Here is a 19,875-nt window from a genome sequence, read left to right on the forward strand (position 1 = left end):
TATTCCTCCTGTTTTCCGATTACACGCGACCCATCGCGAAACCTTTGGCGATGTAGTTGCGAACGAACCAGATCACCAAGGCGCCCGGGACGATTGTTAAAACACCCGCAGCCGCCAGAACGCCCCAATCAAGGCCCGATGCCGAAACGGTACGGGTCATGGTGGCGGCAATCGGCTTGGCCTCGACCGAGGTCAGTGTGCGCGCCAGCAGCAGTTCAACCCAGCTGAACATAAAGCAGAAGAACGCGGTCACACCGATGCCGGACCTGATCAGCGGCAAGAAGATCGTGGCAAAGAACCGCGGGAACGAATAACCGTCGATATAGGCGGTTTCATCGATTTCCTTTGGAATGCCCGACATGAAACCTTCAAGGATCCAGACGGCCAGCGGCACGTTAAACAGGCAGTGTGCGAGTGCCACAGCGATATGGGTGTCAAACAGGCCGACACTTGAATAAAGCTGGAAGAACGGTAACAGGAACACGGCCGGCGGTGCCATACGGTTGGTCAGAAGCCAGAAGAACAGATGCTTGTCGCCGGTAAAGTTGAACCGCGAAAAGGCATAAGCCGCGGGCAGGGCGACCACGAGCGAGATCACCACGTTGATACCGACATAGATCATCGAGTTGATATAACCCGTGTACCATGCCGGATCGGTCAGGATGGTTGCGTAGTTGGCCAATGTCGGATTGTCCGGGAACAGGGTCATTGCGCCCAGGATTTCCGTATTGGTCTTGATTGACATGTTGAACAGCCAATAGATCGGAACCAACAGGAACAGGATATAAAGAAGAAGTCCGATATGTCGTTTCTGGAACTGCATTTTATTGTTCCCCCTGCTTTCCGGCGTTCATCACGACGGTATAGAAAACCCAGCAAACCAACAGAATGATCAGGAAGTAGACCAGCGAGAAGGCCGCAGCAGGACCAAGGTCAAACTGACCGACTGCCATCCGGGTCAGGAACTGGCTGAGGAAGGTGGTTGCGTTACCCGGACCGCCCCCTGTCAGGACGAACGGTTCGGTATAGATCATGAAGCTGTCCATAAAGCGCAGCAGGACACCGATCACGAGAACCGACTGCATCTTCGGCAACTGAATGAAGCGGAACACGGCCCAGCGCGATGCACCGTCAATCTTGGCCGCCTGATAATAGGCATCCGGGATTGACCGCAAACCGGCATAGCACAGCAGCACAATCAGGCTTGTCCAGTGCCAGACATCCATGACAAGCACCGTGATCCACGCGTCCATCGGGTTCTGGGCATAGTTGTAATCAATGCCCATCAGATTGATGACATAGCCACCCAGACCAATGTCTGCACGGCCAAAGATCTGCCAGATGGTGCCAACCACGTTCCATGGAATAAGCAGCGGCAAGGCAAGCAGCACCATCGATGCCGAAACGCCCCAGCCCTTGCGCGGCAGGGTCAGTGCAACCGCAATGCCCAGCGGAATTTCGATGAATAGAACCGAAAGGGTGTAGATGATCTGACGCAGCAGCGCATCATGCAGGCGACTGTCGCCCAGAACCTGTTCAAACCATTCGGTACCGACAAAGAAACGCGTCTGCGGATCGAAAATGTCCTGAACCGAATAGTTCACAACCGTCATCAGCGGAATGATCGCGCTGATGGCGACGATAAAGAACACTGGCAGGACGAGGAACCAGGCCTTGTTGTTGGTAATCTTGTTCATTTCCCCATCCCCCCTTACGCGACCAACTGACTGTCGGCGTAAAGCTTGGTCCATTCCGGCGCAAAGCGCAGAATGCCGGACTGGCCGACAACCTGTTCGTCTTCGCCGAGCTTGACCTTGATTTCAGATGCGCCGAACCGGGTGGTCGCGATCTTGAACTGGCCAAGGTCTTCGACCTTGGTGATGTTAACTTCGATCCCGTCTGATCCCTTGTCGGCGTTGCCGGTTTCAAGGGTCAGGAATTCGGGACGAATGCCGAGTTCAAGCTTGCCGGTCTGTTTGGAAACGGCTTCAAGGTGACGGTCCGAAAGACCGATCCGCTGACCATCAACCCAGGCCGCACCATCATCGATCTTGCAATCCATAATGTTCATGCCGGGGCTTCCGATGAAGTAACCGACAAAGGTATGGGCCGGATTTTCAAACAGTTCCTGCGGGGTGCCCAGCTGCACGACCTTGCCGCCATACATGACGACAACCTTGTCAGCAAAGGTAAGGGCCTCGACCTGATCATGGGTGACATACACCATGGTCGGGCGCAGCTTGTTGTGAATTTCTTTAAGCTTGCGGCGCAGAACCCATTTCAGATGCGGGTCAATCACCGTCAGCGGTTCGTCAAACAGAATGGCCGAAACATCGTCACGCACCAGACCACGCCCCAGCGAGATCGTCTGTTTTTCATCCGCACCAAGGCCGCGCGCCTTTTGCTTGAGCTTACCGGTCAGATCCAGCATGCCGGCAATTTCACGCACACGGGCATCAACGCGCTTTTCATCAATGCCGCGATTGCGCAGCGGGAAGGCCAGGTTGTCATAGACCGTCATGGTGTCATAGATCACCGGGAACTGGAAAACCTGTGCGATGTTGCGCTCTTCCGGGGCAAGGCTTGTGACATCCTTGCCATCAAACAGGACCTGCCCATGTGACGGGGTCAGAAGGCCGGAGATGATGTTCAGCAAAGTCGTCTTGCCGCAACCCGACGGGCCCAACAGGGCATAAGCACCGCCATCTTCCCAGACATGCTCCATGCGACGCAGGGCATAGTCCTCGTCCGTTTTCGGATCGGGGAAGTAGGAATGCGCAAGGCTTTTAAGATCAATACGTGCCATTTTCTTACTCTTCCCTCACGCCGCTTTGCCGTTTGAAATTTCGACCGGCGGGGCGGCCACGAGCGCACCATTCGCATCAAAGGCAAACAGGCGTGTCGGATCGACATAGAACTGGGTTGCTTCGCCAAGGCGCGGATTGTGAACGCCTTCTTCCTGGATCACCCAGGACACATCATTGAAATGGACGTGGACAAAGGTTTCCGAACCGGTGATTTCGGCCAGTTCGACCTGTCCCTGCATCGCGATCGTGTCATCCCCGGTCGGATCAACCGACAGGTGGTTGGCGCGAATGCCAAGGGTGTAATCGCCATTGGACAGGTTCGCCAGATGCCCTTTCAGCGGCACCTGATGGCCGCTTTTCATAAAGATCGCGCCATCGCGGACTTCGGCTTCAACAAGGTTGATCGGCGGATCGGAAAAGATCAGGCCGGTCTTGACCGAGGCCGGGTTGTGATAAACCTCGGTCGTCGGACCAAACTGGGTCATCCGGCCTTCATGCATCACCGCGCACTTGCCACCCAGCAACAATGCTTCCATCGGCTCGGTCGTGGCATAGACGACAATGGTGTCGCGCTCGGCCAAAAGGTTGGGGATCTCTTCGCGCAGTTCTTCGCGCAGCTTGTAATCCAGGTTGACCAGCGGTTCGTCAAGCAGCAGCAACTTGCAATCCTTGACCATGGCGCGTGCCATGGCGGTACGTTGCTGCTGACCACCGGAAAGTTCCTGTGGCAGGCGATCAAGCAGATGTTCGATATGCATGAGTTCGGCTGTCGAACGCACACGCTTTTCGATTTCTGCCTTATCAACGCCCTGCAATTTCAGGGGGGATGCGATGTTGTCAAACACGTTCATCGACGGATAGTTGATGAATTGCTGATAGACCATGGCGACATTGCGTTTCTGCACGGCCATGCCGGTTACATCAGCATTATCAACAAGGATGCGGCCCTTGGTCGGCGGCTCAAGCCCCGCCATAATCCGCATCAGCGTCGTCTTCCCGGCAAGTGTCCGCCCCAAAAGGACGTTGAACGATCCCGGTTCGAGCGTCATCGACACATCGTCGATATGGGTCTCCCCACCCACGGTCTTGGTTATGTTTTCAAGCGTAAGGGTCATTTTCCACTGTTTCCTTCGCCCGCTTTCACGGTGTTTTTTGATGTCGGTTCGGTTTTGAACCATTGGACAATGGCATTACGCGTCTCATCCGAAAGGTGCAGCCCCAGTTTGGAGCGGCGCCACAAAATATCATCGGCCGTTCTGGCCCATTCGTGATCCACCAGATAGCGCAATTCGCACTCGTATACGTCGTCACCGAAGTGCTTTCCAAGCCCTTTCAGATCGCTGGCATCGCCAATGATCATATTGGTGAGTGTGCCGTAGTTTTGCACGTAACGGTATAGCTGTGCTTGTGCAATCCAGGGAAACTTCTTGTGCATCGCAGTAAGATAGCGTTCGAAATCCGCATCGGGGATATCGCCGCCCGGAAGCGGTTTGTCCGCGGTCCATCTTGTATCGTTGCTGCCAAGTAGCGGGCAAAGCTTGCTCATCGCTGATTCCGCAAGCTTGCGATAGGTGGTGATCTTGCCGCCATAGATGTTTAGAAGCGGCGCACCATTATCGGCATTTTCGCCCCGGTCAATTTCCAGAACATAATCGCGGGTTACCTGGGATGCGTCTTCGCTGCCATCGCCATACAGCGGACGGACACCGGAATAGGCCCAGACAACGTCATCGGTGGTGATTTTCTTTTCGAAGTAGGTATTGGCAAGTTCGCAAAGATATTTGGTTTCATCTGCGCTGATCGCGACCTTGGCCGGATCGCCTTTGTAATCACGATCGGTCGTGCCGATCAGGGTAAAGTCCTGCTCATAGGGGATGGCAAAAACAATCCGCCCGTCCGGATTCTGGAAGATATAGCAATAGTCATGGTCAAACAGTTTTGGCACCACGATGTGGCTGCCCTGAACCATACGAATGCCTTGTTTCTTCTTGGCCTCAACCCGTTTTTCAAGAAGCTCGGCACACCAGGGACCTGCGGCATTGACCAGTGATTTGGCCTGAATGGTTTTTTCCGACCCGTCGTCGATATTGCGCAGTGTCACGGTCCAAAGGCCATTTTCGCGTTTGGCCGATACACATTCGGTGCGGGTTTCGATATCGGCCCCGCGATCACGAGCATCCATGGCGTTCAGCACCACAAGGCGCGCATCCTGAACCCAGCAATCGGAATAGACAAATGCCTTGTCCATTCCCTTGACCAATGGCGCACCGGCCGGGTGGGTGGCAAGCTTGATGCCCTCGGACCCGGGCAGTTTTTCACGACCGCCAAGATGGTCATACAAAAACAGGCCAAGCCGGATCATCCATGCCGGGCGCAGACCCTTGACGTGGGGCAGGACAAAGCGAAGCGGCCAGATGATGTGCGGGGCGGCACGCAGCAGAACTTCGCGCTCAATCAGCGCTTCACGCACAAGGCGGAATTCATAATGTTCAAGATACCGCAGGCCACCATGGATCAGCTTTGTGCTGGCCGACGAGGTCGCGCTGGCAAGGTCATCCTTTTCACACAGATAGACGCTTAGCCCACGACCTGACGCGTCACGCGCAATGCCCGTGCCATTGATCCCACCACCAATAATGGCGATGTCATATGTTTTTGGAGTGAGCAACCGATTCCTCCCCAATTGCTCTTATTTGTGACAGCTGTTCTCAACTGCCATTCTGTTCTTTCACAAACGTTACGAACGCCCCAAAATAATTGCAAGCGAAAATTATGGCTGTTTGGAATTTTCATTAACGAAACTGAATTTCTGAAATGTAACAGATTGTAATCATTGGAGGATTGAACAATTCCCTTGTTGGGCAGCAGGCAAATCTTTGTTTCTTTCGTTTGCAATCAGGGCGGAAAATCCATTGGAATCGGTTGAAACTGAAAAAATAAGCGATGAAAGCCGCCAAATATGCGGGGCTGAATATCAAAACTCTTTTGCGATTGAAAATGATTATCATTGTTGTTAGCTTGCGCTTCCGGGTTGCCGTGTGATCGGAAATCGCATTGTGGCCCGACGCGACAATTCGCGACAAAGCGTGACCAAGCGACAGCAGATGATCCAAATATGAAGCCCTGGCAGAACACGCTCTCAAAACTGTTTGAGGACCACCGTCGGCAACTGGTCTCGATGGCCAATCGTCGTATCGGTGACCGTGAGACGGCGGATGAAATTGTTCAGGACGTCTATGCCAGACTGTTGCTTTCGGGGGATCACGGCACGGACGAAGAAAACGTCAAGGTTCTTTATGCGTCTGTGCGCAATGCCGTGATTGATCATCATCGCAGCACAGCGGGGCGCACAGGGCTCATGCGCCGGATCTTGCCCGTTCAGCTATGGCAGAGAGAAACATCATCCCCGCACGATCATGCCCAGTCGCGTCAGGCCCTCTCGGCACTGGATCGGGCCTTGCTGGAACTGTCCCCCAAGGCGCGCGAGATGTTTGTTTTGCATCGGGTCGAAGGGGTTTCAAACGCAAAACTGGCGCAGAAATACGGAATATCTGTCAGCGCAGTGGAAAAGCAACTTGCACGCACCATGCGCCATTGCCAGCAACGCCTTGAAGCCTATCGGGATACAGATTGAAAAGTTTGAGCCAAACGGCATGAGGATATTTTGTTCTCAGCCGTTTATTCGTTATAGAAATCGCATAACAGCCAGTACCGTGTGGACCGATAACAGATCAATGCAAGGCGACGTTAAACTGACCGAGGCGCAAAAGGACGAAGCAGCCCTTTGGCACGTAAAGCGTGCAGGTGGGGCGCTGACGGCCTCGCAGGAGCAAGAATTTGATGCTTGGCTCAATGCCGACACAGGCAACCGCCTTGCCTATGATCAGATGCGTGTTCTTTGGGCGCAGGTCGAAGAGCCAGCCCGCCGCATTGCAGTCAGAGACGCCGGGCAGGTGCCAGTTTGGCAAAGGATGCTTGACTGGTTCTCTCCGCTACGGACTGTGACGTCATGTGCGGCGGCGGTGGCGGTATTGGCGATGGTTGCCTTTCTTAACCCCGATGCCCTGGAAAATCTTCAGGCTGACATTGTTACCGATGCCGCGGTGGTAACCGAGATGCGGTTGTCGGATGGATCCGTGGTTTTTCTTGCCGCCAACAGTGCGATTGCCATCGATTTTGAAAACGGGAAACGGGATGTCGAACTTTTGCGTGGTCAGGCATTTTTTGATGTCATGCATCGCGATGGAGACAGCTTCCGGGTTCGGGCCGGTATGGCAACAGTCGAAGTGGTTGGGACGCGCTTTAATGTTGATCACCTAACGCAAGACACACGGGTCGGCGTTGAAGAGGGTGCTGTTCGGGTGTCGACCGGGGCCGATACAGGCAGCGTTATGCTTGGTCCAGGGGATGCGGTGGCAGTCGGGGCTGGCGGGCTACACGCCAAGGAGGCCGACGATATTGCATCCGTGCAAAGTTGGATGCATGGGCGTCTGAGTGTTCAGAACGTGCGTCTGGATGATCTGGTTGCGCGTCTTGATAACTTCGCACCGGGCCGTCTGATGGTTTTGGGCGATATCGGAAACAAAACCGTTTCGGGCAGTTTTCCGACCAATGATGTTGCCAGATCCCTTGAAACGCTTGCCGTTGCGGTGGGTGGATCGGTGATCAAAACATCACCTTGGTTGACCATTATTTATTAAGATTGCGAAAAATTCGCAAAAAAAGTGCTTCCTCATGTGAGGAGTCTATTTTCCCGCTCGTTTGTTTTTCTAGGTGCAGGGGGACCTGCCTGAAAAACCAATCTCAGAATGGAGCGGGAATTTGTATTCCAAGCAGGCAAAATCAAAAAAGAATATCCTGATCTCGGCATTGTTGATGACGTCCTCAATCGGTCTGCCGACCGGTTTGATGGCGGCGGAAACCAACACTCAAACCGTGCCGGGCAAACAGGTCGAAGTCGCGCAAGCACTTTACAGCTTTGATCTTAGTGTCACGTCAATCGCCGAGGGTATCAGCCAGATTGGCGATGTTTCCGGCTGGAGTATCGCCTATACCATCGATCTGCCGGAAATCACCGAACCGCGCGAAATTCGCGGCGAGTTTTCTGTCCCGGGCGCAATCGAAATGCTTCTTCGCGGAACGGATTTATCCTATCGCGCAATCGGCAGCCGTTCGCTGATCATTACCGACGCAAGCACGCAGAGTAATGCCAGCGGCGAAATGGTTACCGATCCGGTGATTGTCGAGGCCACCGGTGCACAATCCGATCTTGCCCCGGCCTATGCTGGCGGGCAGGTGGCAACCGGCGGACGACTGGGCATGCTCGGCAATACCGACATCATGGATGCTCCGGTCAGTATTACGAGCTACACCAGCGACTATATCGCCGATCAGCAGGCGGAAACCATCGCGGATGTTCTGCAAAATGACCCGTCTGTGCGTGCGCCGAATGCCGAAACGGCCAACCTCGATACCTATCAGATCCGTGGTTTTGGCGTTAATCTGTTTAATACCGGCGAAGTATCGTTCAACGGTGCCTATGGGGTGGCGCCAACCTATCGCGTGATGTCCGGTTTGGCAGAGCGGATCGAAGTCGTCAAAGGTCCCAATGCGTTGCTAAACGGCATGTCGCCCACCGGTGCTGTTGGTGGGGCGATCAATATCGTGCCCAAGCGGGCCGGTGAAAAGGACCTGACACGGACAAGCGTTGATTACGGTCGCGGTGAACAAGCTGGCGGCGACATTGATTTCAGCCGCCGCTTCGGGGCCAATGATGAGTTTGGCGTTCGCTTTAACGGTGGTTATCACAATGGCGATACGTATCTGGATCGGCAGACACGTGAAGCATCCCTTGGTGCGCTGGCCCTTGATTACGAGGGGGATCGTTTCCGGGCATCGGTTGACCTGATTGATCAGCGTGAAAACCTCGATGCGCCTGCACGTGAACTGCGTTTCAATTCCGGCTTTGCCATTCCCGACGCGCCTGATGGTTCCACCAACCTCATTCAGGATTGGGAATGGTCGGATGCAGTTGATCGCTCTGGCATGGTTCAGGCGGAATACGACCTGTTTAATAACGTTACGGTCTTTGCCAGCTTTGGCGGCGGGCGCACGGAACTTGATCGCCTGTTTGGCACGCCGACAGTTCAGAATGCGGCCGGTGACTATATTGATGACGGTCTTTCCTATCGCCGCTTCCAGACCGACCGCTGGTCGGCCAGTACAGGTGTCAGGGGTGAATTTGAAACGGGTGAGGTCAAGCACAAGATCTCGCTTCAGGCCACGCGGTATGAAGACGAACTTCGTCAGGGCATCAGCAATGCCGGATCCAACCCGTCGGCCAACATTTACACCACGGCTGCGGTTGCGCCGATTGCCGTCAGTGCCCCGGCCAGCAAGCCCAAAACATCTGCATCGGAACTAACCGGCTTTGCATTGGCCGATACGCTGTCCTTCCTTGATGAAACGGTTCTCGTCACCCTTGGGACGCGTCATCAAAGCATTGCTGTTGATAATTACAGCAGCGGTGTTGTTAGCAGCTCCTATGACGACAGCGAAATCAGTCCGATGGCAGGCATCGTTGTTAAGCCGACTGAAACTGTGTCGGTTTACGCCAACTATATCGAGGGCCTCAATCAGGGCGATATTGCACCCAGCAGTGCCGCCAACGCGGGCGAAGCGATGGCACCTTATGTCGCCAAGCAGATTGAAACAGGCATCAAACTTGATTTCGGGAATATTGGCGGTTCCATCTCTGCCTTCCAGATCACGCAGCCGGACGGTGATACCGATGACGGCACCAATATCTTTACTGCCGATAACGAACAGCGAAACCGTGGTATCGAGCTTAATGTCTTTGGCCAGGTGACGGATGATATTCGGCTGCTTGGTGGTGTGATGTTCCTTGAATCGGAAATCAGCAAAGCCGTCAACGCAGATGACTTGGGCAAGCGGCCGGTTGGAACGCCTGAAATGCAGATCAATCTTGTTGGCGAATGGGACACCCCGTTTGTCGATGGTCTGACACTAAGCAGTACGGTCACACACACATCGTCGCAATTTGTCGATACCGCCAATACTCAAGACATTCCGGAATGGACCACGCTTGATATCGGTGCGCGTTACAAGACTGAACTTTACGACACCCCCGTAACCATTCGGGCGACGGTTCAGAACGTCACCGATGAAAGTTACTATTCGGGTGTGAACCAGTGGCGCTTCGTCTCGTTGGGCGCTCCGCGAACAGCACTGTTGTCGCTAACCGCGGACTTCTGATGTGACCGGATACGTGATTGGAACAAACAGGAAAATCCATCTCCTGTTTGTCCTGCAACTGGTGTCGATGGGTGCCATGGAGATGAGCGGGCCGTTCTGGCCCGTTCATCTGCGTTCGCTCACCAGTTCAGATGATCTGTTCACACTCGCCAGCATCGGCGTTTATGTCGGGCCGATGCTGGGCATCATGTTGACCAGCACGTTTTGGGGACGGGTCGGGGATCGGTTCGGCCACAAGGCGATGATGATACGGGCCCTTTTTGGCTTGGCCGCGACCCAGCTTGCATTGGCCTTTTCTGGTGACGTTTTTTCGATCCTGATCTTACGGTTTTTGCAAGGGGCCTGTGCCGGATATATCGCACCGGCCCAGGCGTACGGGGTCAGCATCGAAAGCCCGGCACGGCGGGCAAAGCTGTTTGCCTATTTGCAGGTATCGACCAATCTCGGTTCGCTGTGCGGGGCGTTGTTTGGTGGTGTGATCCTTGATCTTGCCAGCTTCTTTTGGATCAACTTTTCGGCGGCCATCCTGTGTGCACTCTGCATGATTTCGGTTTGGGTGTTGCTTCCGACTGTCGCCGCTCCGGTGCGGCCTAAGACAGGTGACAGACCGGATACCAAGCCGAGCATCGTGCGATCGCCACAGGTCATTTCCTTGCTGACGATCATCGGCGTTCTATTGCTTGGCCGAATGGTGACGCAATCGCCGTTTCCGATTTATGTCCTGCACACTTTTGATGTCGGCAACTGGGTTGTTGGCCTGTGTTATGGCCTGTTGGCACTGGGCTTTGTCGCAACGGCGTCTCTTTGGGCGCGCTATTTCGAAGGACGCTCCGCGCAAAACGTTCTGGGGCGCATGTGTCTGGTGATTGCCGGATGCATTGTCGTGACCGTGACGGCCGGGCTGACCGGATCGGTCACTGTTTTTGCCGCGATGTATTTCCTGTGGGGAACGCTTTTGGGTGCGACCACGCCGGTTTTGACCGCACTGGTGTCACGCAGCGCGTCTGATCATCAGCAGGGATATTTGCTGGGACTGGCGCAAAGCACAGCCCAGTTTTCATCGATTGCCGGGATCGCAATTGGCGGCTGGTTCGCGCAGGTTTCCGGGCTTTCAAACATCTATTTTCTCGTCGGTTTTGTCTATTTCGTCGGCTTGGTGCTGACCGCTGTGACGCGGGTTGGTGTCGGTCGTACGACAAATCCGACTGAGCTATCAGGGGAGTAAAACGAGGATGCGTAAACTTTCACAGATGCTTGTGTTTATGGTTTTGGTTCTGATTGGGCCGATGCCAGCACAGGCCGAAACCATCACGGTAACCGATATCGCCGGGCGCGAAGTTGCGGTCAATGTCCCGATAAAACGTGCCATCCTTGGCGAGGGTCGCCAGCTTTACATCATTGCCGCCCTTGATCGCGAAAATCCGGCGGCGCGCATTGTCGGTTGGCGCAAGGACCTGATCGAAGCCGATCCGGCGACCTATCAGGCCTATCTTTCGAAATTCCCCGCATTTGCCGATATCCCGGCCTTCGAGGGGCTGGAGCAAAGCCTGATTGATATCGAAACCACGATTGCGCAAAAGCCTGATATCGTTTTCCTCAATCTTGAAACCAAGCGCGCGGTGGAAGAAGCCGCCTATATCGAAAAGCTTGGAGCCCTTGATATCCCTGTGGTCTATGTCGATTTTCGTAACAGCCCGGAAGTCAATACCGAACCCTCCATACGTTTGTTCGGAAAACTGTTTGGCAAGGAAGACCGTGCCGAGGAATTTATCGCGTTCCGTGCTGAGGAAATCGCAAAAATCACTGATCGTCTGGCCAGTGTGAAACCGGAACGTCCAAAGGTATTCATCGATCGTGCCGCCGGGTTTTACGAGGATTGTTGCCATTCATTTGGCGATGGCAATTTCGGTGCGATGGTTGAAATGGCCGGTGGCGACAATATTGCCAAGGATCTGATCCCTGGCACTTTCGGGCAGATCAATGCCGAACAGGTCATTGTTTCCGATCCGGACCACATCATTGTCACCAGCGCGATGTGGGATGTCTATGTGCCGGGCGGCAAATGGGTTCCAGTTGGTCCGGGTGCCGACCCGGACGAAATCGTTGAAAAACTGAAATTCTATCCGACACGCCCGGCTTATCTCGGCATCAAGGCGCAAAAGACCAACGCATTTCATGCGGTCTGGCATCAGTTTTACAACAGCCCCTATCAGTTCGTCGCCATTCAGCAGATGGCCAAATGGTTTCACCCCGAACTGTTTGCAGATATCGATCCCGATGAAACCTTCAAACAGCTTCATGACCGGTTTCTGCCGATTGATTATCAGTCGGGCTATTTCGGGACACTGTCGAACTAGGTGTGTGTTGGCGCATAACACAATAACGCGATGACTGGCCATGGCGGGAGCAACACTGTTGTTCCCGCTTTTTTGCGCAAATATCGCAGGTTCTGCTAATCGGCGGTGATTGGCTGTTCTTTGATGAAATCTTCTAGCAAAGCAGGCCTCGGCCCCGGTTTGCGATTGCTATTGGGTAAATATCCCGCAAAAATGTGGCATCCACCACGGAGCAGACTAGATAAAGACCAGAATGCGATCATGTCGCTCCCAATAATGCTTTCCGGAGGCACTCAAATGATTTCGCTTAAAGACCCCAGTCTTTTCACCCAGCAGGCCTATGTCGGCGGGGAATGGGTCGATGCCCCAGACGGGAAAACCGCCGAGGTAACCAACCCTGCAACCGGTGAAGTGCTTGGCACCGTGCCGGTTCTTGGCCGTGATGAAGTTGCGCATGCCATTGATGTCGCCGAAAAGGCGCAGAAGCTTTGGAAAAAGCGCACCGCCAAGGAACGTGCGGGCATCCTGATGAAATGGTACGACCTGATGATGGAAAATCAGGATGACCTCGCCGCCCTGATGACGGCAGAGCAGGGTAAACCATTGACCGAGGCCAAGGGCGAGATCGCCTATGGCTCATCTTTCCTGCAGTGGTTTGCCGAAGAAGCCAAACGCGTCTATGGCGATGTGATCCCGACCTTTGCCGAAGGTCGCCGTGTGATGGTTCTCAAAGAACCGATTGGTGTGTGTGCCGCCATCACGCCATGGAACTTCCCGACCGCGATGATCACCCGCAAAGCCGCCCCGGCATTGGCCGTTGGCTGTGCAATGGTGGTCAAACCGGCGATGGAAACACCGTATTCCGCCCTTGCCATGGCCATTTTGGCCGAACGTGCCGGTCTGCCCAAGGGGCTGTTGTCCATCGTTACCGGTGATGCGCCGGTGATCGGTGCGGAAATGACCGAAAATGCCAAGGTCCGCAAACTGACCTTTACCGGTTCGACCGCGATTGGGCGTTTGTTGATGCGCCAGTGTTCCGATACCGTCAAAAAGGTCAGCCTGGAGCTTGGCGGCAATGCGCCGTTTATCGTCTGTGAAGATGCCGATATCGATGCGGCGGTCGAAGGTGCGATTGCGTCCAAATACCGCAACGCCGGCCAGACCTGTGTCTGTGCCAACCGTCTGTTCGTCCATGATGCAATCTATGACGAGTTCGCCGAGAAATATGCCGCCAAGGTTGCCAAAATGACCGTTGGTAATGGTGCGGACGAAGGCGTTGTGATCGGACCGCTGATCACGGAAAAGGCCGTCGAAAAGGTCGAAAGCCAGATTGCCGATGCGGTTGCCAAGGGGGGGCGTATCCTGACGGGTGGCAAGCGTCACGAAAAGGGCGGCTCGTTCTTCCAGCCGACCGTGATTGCCGATGCTACCCGCGAAATGACCGTCTTCCGCGAGGAAACCTTTGGCCCGATGGCACCGCTGATCCGCTTCAAAACCGATGACGAAGTACTTGAGATGGCCAATGATTCCGAGTTCGGTCTGGCATCCTACTTCTATTCGCGTGACATCAACCGGATCTGGAAACTGGCCGAAGGCCTTGAAAGCGGGATTGTCGGGGTCAATACGGGCATCATCTCGACCGAGGTGGCACCGTTTGGTGGCGTCAAACAATCCGGTGTCGGCCGTGAAGGATCGAAATACGGTGTCGAGGACTACCTCGAAGTCAAATATGTCTGCATGGGCGGCGTTGACGAATAACGCTTATCCCCCCAGAAGGCATACCAAAAGTCAGAAAAGAAAAAGGGCGCTGCAACTCGCAGCGCCCTTTTGTATTGAAAGCCACAAGGCCCGCATTCAGACATCAAAGATGTTTTTCTTGCGTGCGCCAGAGGCTTCATCCTGTTCGTCCTGCTTGCCGGTAATCGACTGCGACGAGCCGCTTGGCAGTTCGGACTGCAATTCGGTAAACACATCAAACATGTTCGGGTTAAACGCGATCCGCGCCTGCAGACGGTCGCGGCGCTCATCGGCGGTTTCATCCCCGTCGGCTGATTTGCCAAGTTCGGCCTCGGCAACGCTGTTACCGTTCAGGCGCTGCTCGATGGCATCGGCAATGACCTTTTCGATGGCCTGGCGATCATCAGCATCCATTTCGGCCAGTTTCTCTTCATCAAGGCCCATGCTTTGCAGGATCTTCGCACGCAATTCTTCGATCTTGCGTTCCTCAATTTCCTTCACATAGGTCGTGAAACCATGTTCGCGGATATAGGCCAGCTCGGCATTTTCTTCCTTCTTCTTTTCGGGAAGCGGGACGGTGTTCGATGAAATGGTCTGGCGGAAACTGGCCGCACTTTTGGCGCTTTGTGCGGTGTTGGTGACAGCAGCCAACGTTTCATACAATCCCATCAGAAACCTCCATGGGGAAAAAGATGCCGGTTGAAATTCATTCTTCTGTTTTCGTTGCAAACCCTGTGCCGTGCTAAGCGGGCACGTTTTTCCCGCCTGTTTGGTCAGCAAGACCGGTTTGAAAATTCCCTTGTAAATCAGAGGTATGAACGCATTGCACAGAAAAATTTTCGAAAACGAATTGTTTTTTGCCGCGATTTTTTTCTAAATAGAGCGATAAAACCAATGGCATCGTCATGTGGACGGGCCGCAACGCATCAATGTATGCAGGGTCGGATGGCAGGAAACCTGCCGGCTCGGGAGGAAAACAAACATGTCAGAAACGCGCTATATCCTTGCCATCGATCAGGGAACGACAAGCTCACGCGCCATTGTCTTTGATGAAAACGGCCGCTCCGTTTCCGTCGCCCAGCAGGAATTCCCGCAACATTTCCCCAATAGTGGCTGGGTCGAACATGACCCGGAAGATTTGTGGGGCACCGTGGTCGCCGTCTGCAAGGAGGCATTGGCGCGGGTTGATATCGCCAAGGTCGCCGCAATTGGCATCACCAACCAGCGTGAAACCACCGTTGTCTGGGATCGCAAGACCGGCAAGGCGATCTATAACGCGATTGTCTGGCAGGATCGCCGCACAGCGGCACTGTGTCATGATCTTAAAAAGCGTGATCCCAAGCTTGAACAGGCGGTCAATGCCAAGTCCGGTCTGTTGATTGATCCGTATTTCTCGGCCACGAAGGTTGCGTGGATCCTTGATCATGTTTCCGGCGCGCGTGCACGCGCTGATCAGGGCGATCTGGCCTTTGGGACGGTCGACAGTTTCCTGTTGTGGCGTCTGACCGGTGGCAAGTCGCACGCAACCGATGCGACCAATGCGGCCCGCACCAACCTGTTCAACATTCGCGAAAACGCCTGGGATGACGAGCTTTGCAAAATCTTCCGCGTTCCGCGCAACATGCTGCCCGATGTCAAGGACTGTGCGGCTGATTTCGGGGTAACAGATGCCGATCTGTTTGGCGCGGAAATCCCGGTGATGGGCATGGCGGGTGATCAGCAGGCAGCTGCATTCGGTCAGTGCTGCTTTGAGCCGGGCGATATCAAAAGTACCTATGGCACGGGCTGCTTTGTTATCCTGAATACCGGCGATGAGGCGGTAACATCGCAGCACCGGCTTCTGACCACGGTTGGCTATCGCATCAATGGCAAAACAAGCTACGCCATTGAAGGTGCCATCTTTGTGGCCGGGGCGGCGGTTCAATGGCTGCGCGACGGTCTTGGTATCATCAAGTCGGCGGCCGAAACAGAAGGGTTGGCCAAATCGCTTGATGACAATCACGGTGTTTACCTTGTCCCGGCCTTTACCGGACTTGGCGCACCCTATTGGGACCCGGATGCCCGCGGGGCGATTTTCGGCCTGACCCGTGATACCGGCCCGCGCGAGTTCGTGCGGGCTGCACTCGAAAGCGTTTGTTATCAGACATTTGATCTGTTCGAAGCCATGGCGGCCGATGGCGTGTCGCCCAAGGCGGTTCGGGTTGATGGCGGCATGGTTGCCAATGACTGGATGTGTCAGATGCTTTCAGACGTGTTGGGTATTTCGGTTGAACGCCCCGAAGTCACCGAAACCACAGCACTGGGGGCGGCATACTTTGCCGGATTGCAGGCCGGTATTTACCGCGATCTCGATCATATTTCCGAGAAATGGCACCTCGATGCCAGCTTCGAGCCCGATATCGAACCGGGCCGCCGTCAGGGATTGCTTGATGGCTGGAAAGATGCGGTCAAGCGCGTGCAAACAGCGCCAAGTGACTGATACGCATGGCTGCCTTGCCAATGGAATTGCGGTGCGGGGCTGGTAAGTCCGCGAAATGATTTGTACTATCAAAGGACAGCGTCAATGATGCTGTCCTTTCTTTATGCGTGACCGACGTGGTTTACCCGATCTGTTGCGCTGCTCTGGGCTTTGGTGCTCATTCTCGCCTTTGGGGGAAACATGCTTGATCTGATCGTCGGAAAAGTTGGACCGGTCTTTTTGACGATCCTGTGCGGTTTTCTTCTTACGCACATCAAGATCATCAAGCGTGAAGGCATTCCGTTTCTGGCCAAGCTTGCCATGAATGCCTTTATCCCGGCGATGCTGTTTCAGACCCTGTCACAATCCGACATCAGCGCGCATTTCGATCTGCGGCTTTGGGGCAGTTATTATTCCGGCGTGCTGTTGAACTTCGCGCTGGTATTTATAATCGCCAAGCTTTGGCTGAGTGCCAAAACCGATGAAGCGGCCGTCACCGCGATGGGCGGCGTCTTTTCCAACATCGTTCTTCTCGGTATCCCGCTTGTACAGGCGGTTTACGGCGAAGAAGGCCTGGTGCCGCTTTTGATCGTGCTGTCGATCCATCCAGTCACCCTGATGGGGATGACAATTCTGATTGTTGAGGGCAGCCGCGGTGGCGACGGTCATTGGTTGTCCAATGTATTTCGCAGCATCGTGCGTGTGGCCAGAAACCCGATCATTGCGGCGATTGTGCTTGGCGTTCTGGCATCGCTGTTTGAAATCCGCATGCCCGAAATGGTCGATGGCACGCTTGAACGGTTCCGCACGGCGGGGCCGACCATCGCACTTTTGCTGGTCGGGGCCGGGCTTTACGGGCAGTCGGTGCGCGGTAACCTCAGTGCCAGTTTGCTGTGTACTACGGCCAAGATGTTTGTCCAGCCGCTTCTGGTGTTTTCGGTTGGGCATTTCATTTTCGATCTGCCGCCGCTTTGGCTGATGATCGTCACATTGGTGGCTGCACTGCCAAGCGGGGCCAATGTCGCGATTGTCGCGGGCAGTTATAATGTTTGCATTGATCGTTCATCCACGACGATCTTGCTGACCACCATCATCAGTATGCTGACCTTGCCGCTTCTGATCCTGTATGCCGGGCTGCTTTAATTTGGTGTTTGGGCGGTGGTTGTGTTGGCAGCCATCAGGATACGCGCCATCAGATCAATCTCGTCTTCAATGCTTGGCATCAGGGCAGGGCGCTCGCCACTTGTAACTGCACCCGCAAAGGCCTCTATCGCAGCCGCCTGACCCTTGTCCTGCCCAAACCAGTTGCGTGTTACGATCCGGCCATTCACCCGAAGTTTTTTCCAGTCAAACAGGCTGGCCGAGAAATTCGGCGCCGTCACCTCAAGCACTTCCTTGGGTTCGCCCCGACTGCCGTGCAAGTAAGTGACCTCGCCCATTGATCCATCGGCAAAACGCAGCTGCCAGATGATGTCGCCCGCCGCGCGATCAATCCAGTGACAATTGAGCTCAATCAGCTCGCTATCGGCCAGGCTCATAATCAGATCAATAAAATGACTGATCTCGCCAATCGTGCGTCCGCCCTGATCCGAATGATGAAGCCAGTGATCGGTTGGAAGCGGCGTGATGCGAACCCGGTAGTGAAATTGTTTTACGCCAGTTGACAACGCTTCGCGCAGTTTCGCTGCAATCGGCGCATAACGCCGATTATGCCCGACCATGAAGATGTGTCGCGGTGCGCGATCAGTAGCCTCTCGCAGCAAATCCAGACCTGCGCGATCAATGGCGATGGGTTTTTCCAGCCAGACATGCTTCCCGGCCGCGATTGACTTTGCTGCCAATTCAGCGTGACTGTCATGGCGCGTGGTGATGATAACGCTGTTGACACTTTGATCCTCAAGCAGCTCATCCGCCCCGCCAAACATGCGAAGCCCGTCAATCTTCTTTGACAGCGCAACCGTCGCCAACCCGCTTCGAGAACAGCAGGCCGTGATTTCGACTTTCGGGTGCTTTCGCAACAGGGGTAATAAACCGCCGCCGAGATAGCTGCCCGTCCCGATCAGTCCGACCCGGACATGGTCATGTGTCAGCACGGATGTCCGCACCGACGGCGCAGGGGGCTTTAGGGCGGCGTTATCCGCGCGTCTATATCGCACCAGTGTCGCCAGCTGTTTCGGATCTTGTCCGTTGGCGAAATGATCTGCGATGTCCGCAAAATCAATCTCGGACGTGATCAATGGTGTTGGATCAAGGCGTCCATCTGCCATCAGATCAAGGGCGGCCTGCATGTTCCGCTTGATCGTCCAGCGCACATGACCAAGCGGATAATCTTCGCCGCGCTGTTCATAATTGGGGTCATAACGCCCCGGCCCATAGGACCGGACCTGCCGAATGGTGATTTCCTTTTCATACAACGTCTTGCGCCGACCATTCGGCGTCACATCGCCAACGCATATGATTGTGCCCCGGTCACGACAAAGGCGGGCGGCGTCGTCGATCAATCGATGGTTTCCCTTGCCCGGTGCACAGATAAATACGCTGTCAAATCCGCTTCGCGGTGCAGCGCTCGCCTTGGCAAAACCATTGGCACGGCCTTTTCTGGTTGCAATCTTGCGGCGTGCAAGGTCCGGCTCGATCACGGTCACCAACGCACCGGCAGCCCGTGCTGTGTCAGCGACAAGCTGCCCAATCAAACCCGCCCCGATAACAGCGACCTGATCGCCAACTGACGTCTCTCCCTGTCGAAGCGCATGCAAGGCCAAGGCATACAATGTTGCAAACACAGCCTTGCGGTCGGGAACTTCATCCGGAACCGGGCAGGCAAGGTTAACCGAAACCTGATTCCACTCGGCATGATTGGCCTGCCCCATCCCCGCAATCGCAACACGTTGGCCAGCTTTGAGGTCCGTAACATTCTCGCCCGTGGCTTCGATCCGCCCGACAGCGCAATAGCCCATCGGGATCGGACGCCCCAGACGGTTTTCAACACGCGCACGCATTCTCCCAAAGCCTTCCGATTTCAGATGCTTGAACGTCAGCGCGACCAGATCTGGCCGCTGCCACGCCTTTTGCAACAGGGATGCGTGCGTCTGGTTAGCTTGAGTGAATTCAGTTCCGGGACTGATGACAGAGTAGGCCGTTTTGACAAGGACAGCATTTTTGCCCGGTGCCGGGATGGGGCAATTGGCCAGCGCAAGTTTGCGTTCACCGGGAGAGCGCAACAAAGCCTTCATCTCCGTCATCATCGCCCTCAAGTTTAATT

General features: G+C 54.8%; 15 protein-coding genes. 8 read left to right on the forward strand and 7 right to left on the reverse strand.

The window, feature by feature from the left end; genetic code table 11:
* Positions 1-19 precede the first annotated feature (19 nt).
* The 5 genes from WBY09_RS18555 to glpD are packed head-to-tail and all read right to left on the reverse strand — an operon-like array spanning position 20 to position 5,475.
* Positions 20-823, reverse strand: a complete 804-nt coding sequence (locus WBY09_RS18555) for a carbohydrate ABC transporter permease (RefSeq protein ID WP_008890110.1) — start codon at positions 821-823, stop codon at positions 20-22.
* Between the two features lies 1 nt (position 824).
* On the reverse strand, positions 825-1,697 hold the full coding sequence (locus tag WBY09_RS18560; RefSeq protein WP_197147091.1) for a carbohydrate ABC transporter permease: 873 nt from the start codon (positions 1,695-1,697) through the stop codon (positions 825-827).
* A 14-nt stretch (positions 1,698-1,711) separates the two neighbouring features.
* Complete coding sequence (locus tag WBY09_RS18565; protein ID WP_064788364.1) at positions 1,712-2,806, reverse strand: ABC transporter ATP-binding protein; 1,095 nt, start codon at positions 2,804-2,806, stop codon at positions 1,712-1,714.
* Positions 2,807-2,821: 15 nt separating this feature from the next.
* Positions 2,822-3,922, reverse strand: coding sequence for an ABC transporter ATP-binding protein (locus WBY09_RS18570; protein ID WP_008890107.1), 1,101 nt, complete (start codon positions 3,920-3,922; stop codon positions 2,822-2,824).
* A complete protein-coding gene (gene glpD, locus WBY09_RS18575) occupies positions 3,919-5,475 on the reverse strand; it encodes a glycerol-3-phosphate dehydrogenase (protein WP_064782497.1) in 1,557 nt (518 codons plus the stop codon). Before glpD ends, WBY09_RS18570 begins: the two co-directional genes overlap by 4 nt.
* Positions 5,476-5,922: 447 nt before the next feature.
* Between glpD and WBY09_RS18580 the strand changes: the two genes are divergently transcribed.
* The 6 genes from WBY09_RS18580 to WBY09_RS18605 all read left to right on the forward strand — a co-directional run bounded on the left by WBY09_RS18580 (position 5,923) and on the right by WBY09_RS18605 (position 14,176).
* The gene (locus tag WBY09_RS18580; protein WP_197147092.1) at positions 5,923-6,441 is read left to right on the forward strand and encodes an RNA polymerase sigma factor; all 519 of its coding nucleotides are present in this window, start codon (positions 5,923-5,925) and stop codon (positions 6,439-6,441) included.
* 100 nt (positions 6,442-6,541) lie between these two features.
* Positions 6,542-7,507, forward strand: coding sequence for a FecR family protein (locus tag WBY09_RS18585; RefSeq protein ID WP_336233554.1), 966 nt, complete (start codon positions 6,542-6,544; stop codon positions 7,505-7,507).
* A 175-nt stretch (positions 7,508-7,682) separates the two neighbouring features.
* Positions 7,683-10,082, forward strand: a complete 2,400-nt coding sequence (locus tag WBY09_RS18590; protein ID WP_336233555.1) for a TonB-dependent receptor — start codon at positions 7,683-7,685, stop codon at positions 10,080-10,082.
* Position 10,083: 1 nt separating this feature from the next.
* Entirely contained in the window at positions 10,084-11,307 is a 1,224-nt protein-coding gene (locus WBY09_RS18595; protein ID WP_286791802.1) for an MFS transporter, read from the forward strand.
* Between the two features lie 7 nt (positions 11,308-11,314).
* Positions 11,315-12,439, forward strand: a complete 1,125-nt coding sequence (locus WBY09_RS18600; protein ID WP_286791803.1) for an ABC transporter substrate-binding protein — start codon at positions 11,315-11,317, stop codon at positions 12,437-12,439.
* Positions 12,440-12,715: 276 nt separating this feature from the next.
* Positions 12,716-14,176 (forward strand): NAD-dependent succinate-semialdehyde dehydrogenase, encoded by a 1,461-nt coding sequence (locus tag WBY09_RS18605; protein ID WP_008890100.1) that lies wholly within the window; start codon positions 12,716-12,718, stop codon positions 14,174-14,176.
* A gap of 96 nt (positions 14,177-14,272) precedes the next feature.
* Here WBY09_RS18605 and WBY09_RS18610 read toward each other — a convergent pair whose 3' ends face one another.
* The gene (locus tag WBY09_RS18610; protein ID WP_286791804.1) at positions 14,273-14,824 is read right to left on the reverse strand and encodes a hypothetical protein; all 552 of its coding nucleotides are present in this window, start codon (positions 14,822-14,824) and stop codon (positions 14,273-14,275) included.
* A gap of 313 nt (positions 14,825-15,137) precedes the next feature.
* On the opposite strand from WBY09_RS18610, the gene glpK reads away from it, so the two are divergent.
* Positions 15,138-16,634, forward strand: a complete 1,497-nt coding sequence (gene glpK, locus WBY09_RS18615) for a glycerol kinase GlpK (RefSeq protein WP_286791805.1) — start codon at positions 15,138-15,140, stop codon at positions 16,632-16,634.
* A 180-nt stretch (positions 16,635-16,814) separates the two neighbouring features.
* Positions 16,815-17,756 (forward strand): AEC family transporter, encoded by a 942-nt coding sequence (locus tag WBY09_RS18620; RefSeq protein WP_063087976.1) that lies wholly within the window; start codon positions 16,815-16,817, stop codon positions 17,754-17,756.
* On the opposite strand, the gene WBY09_RS18625 is transcribed toward WBY09_RS18620, so the two are convergent.
* Positions 17,753-19,855 (reverse strand): bi-domain-containing oxidoreductase, encoded by a 2,103-nt coding sequence (locus WBY09_RS18625; RefSeq protein WP_336233556.1) that lies wholly within the window; start codon positions 19,853-19,855, stop codon positions 17,753-17,755. The two genes, WBY09_RS18620 and WBY09_RS18625, sit on opposite strands and share 4 nt — an antisense overlap.
* Positions 19,856-19,875: the final 20 nt, after the last annotated feature.

Origin of the sequence: Thalassospira sp. CH_XMU1458, from assembly GCF_037027205.1 — a bacterium.
GTDB lineage: Bacteria > Pseudomonadota > Alphaproteobacteria > Rhodospirillales > Thalassospiraceae > Thalassospira > Thalassospira tepidiphila.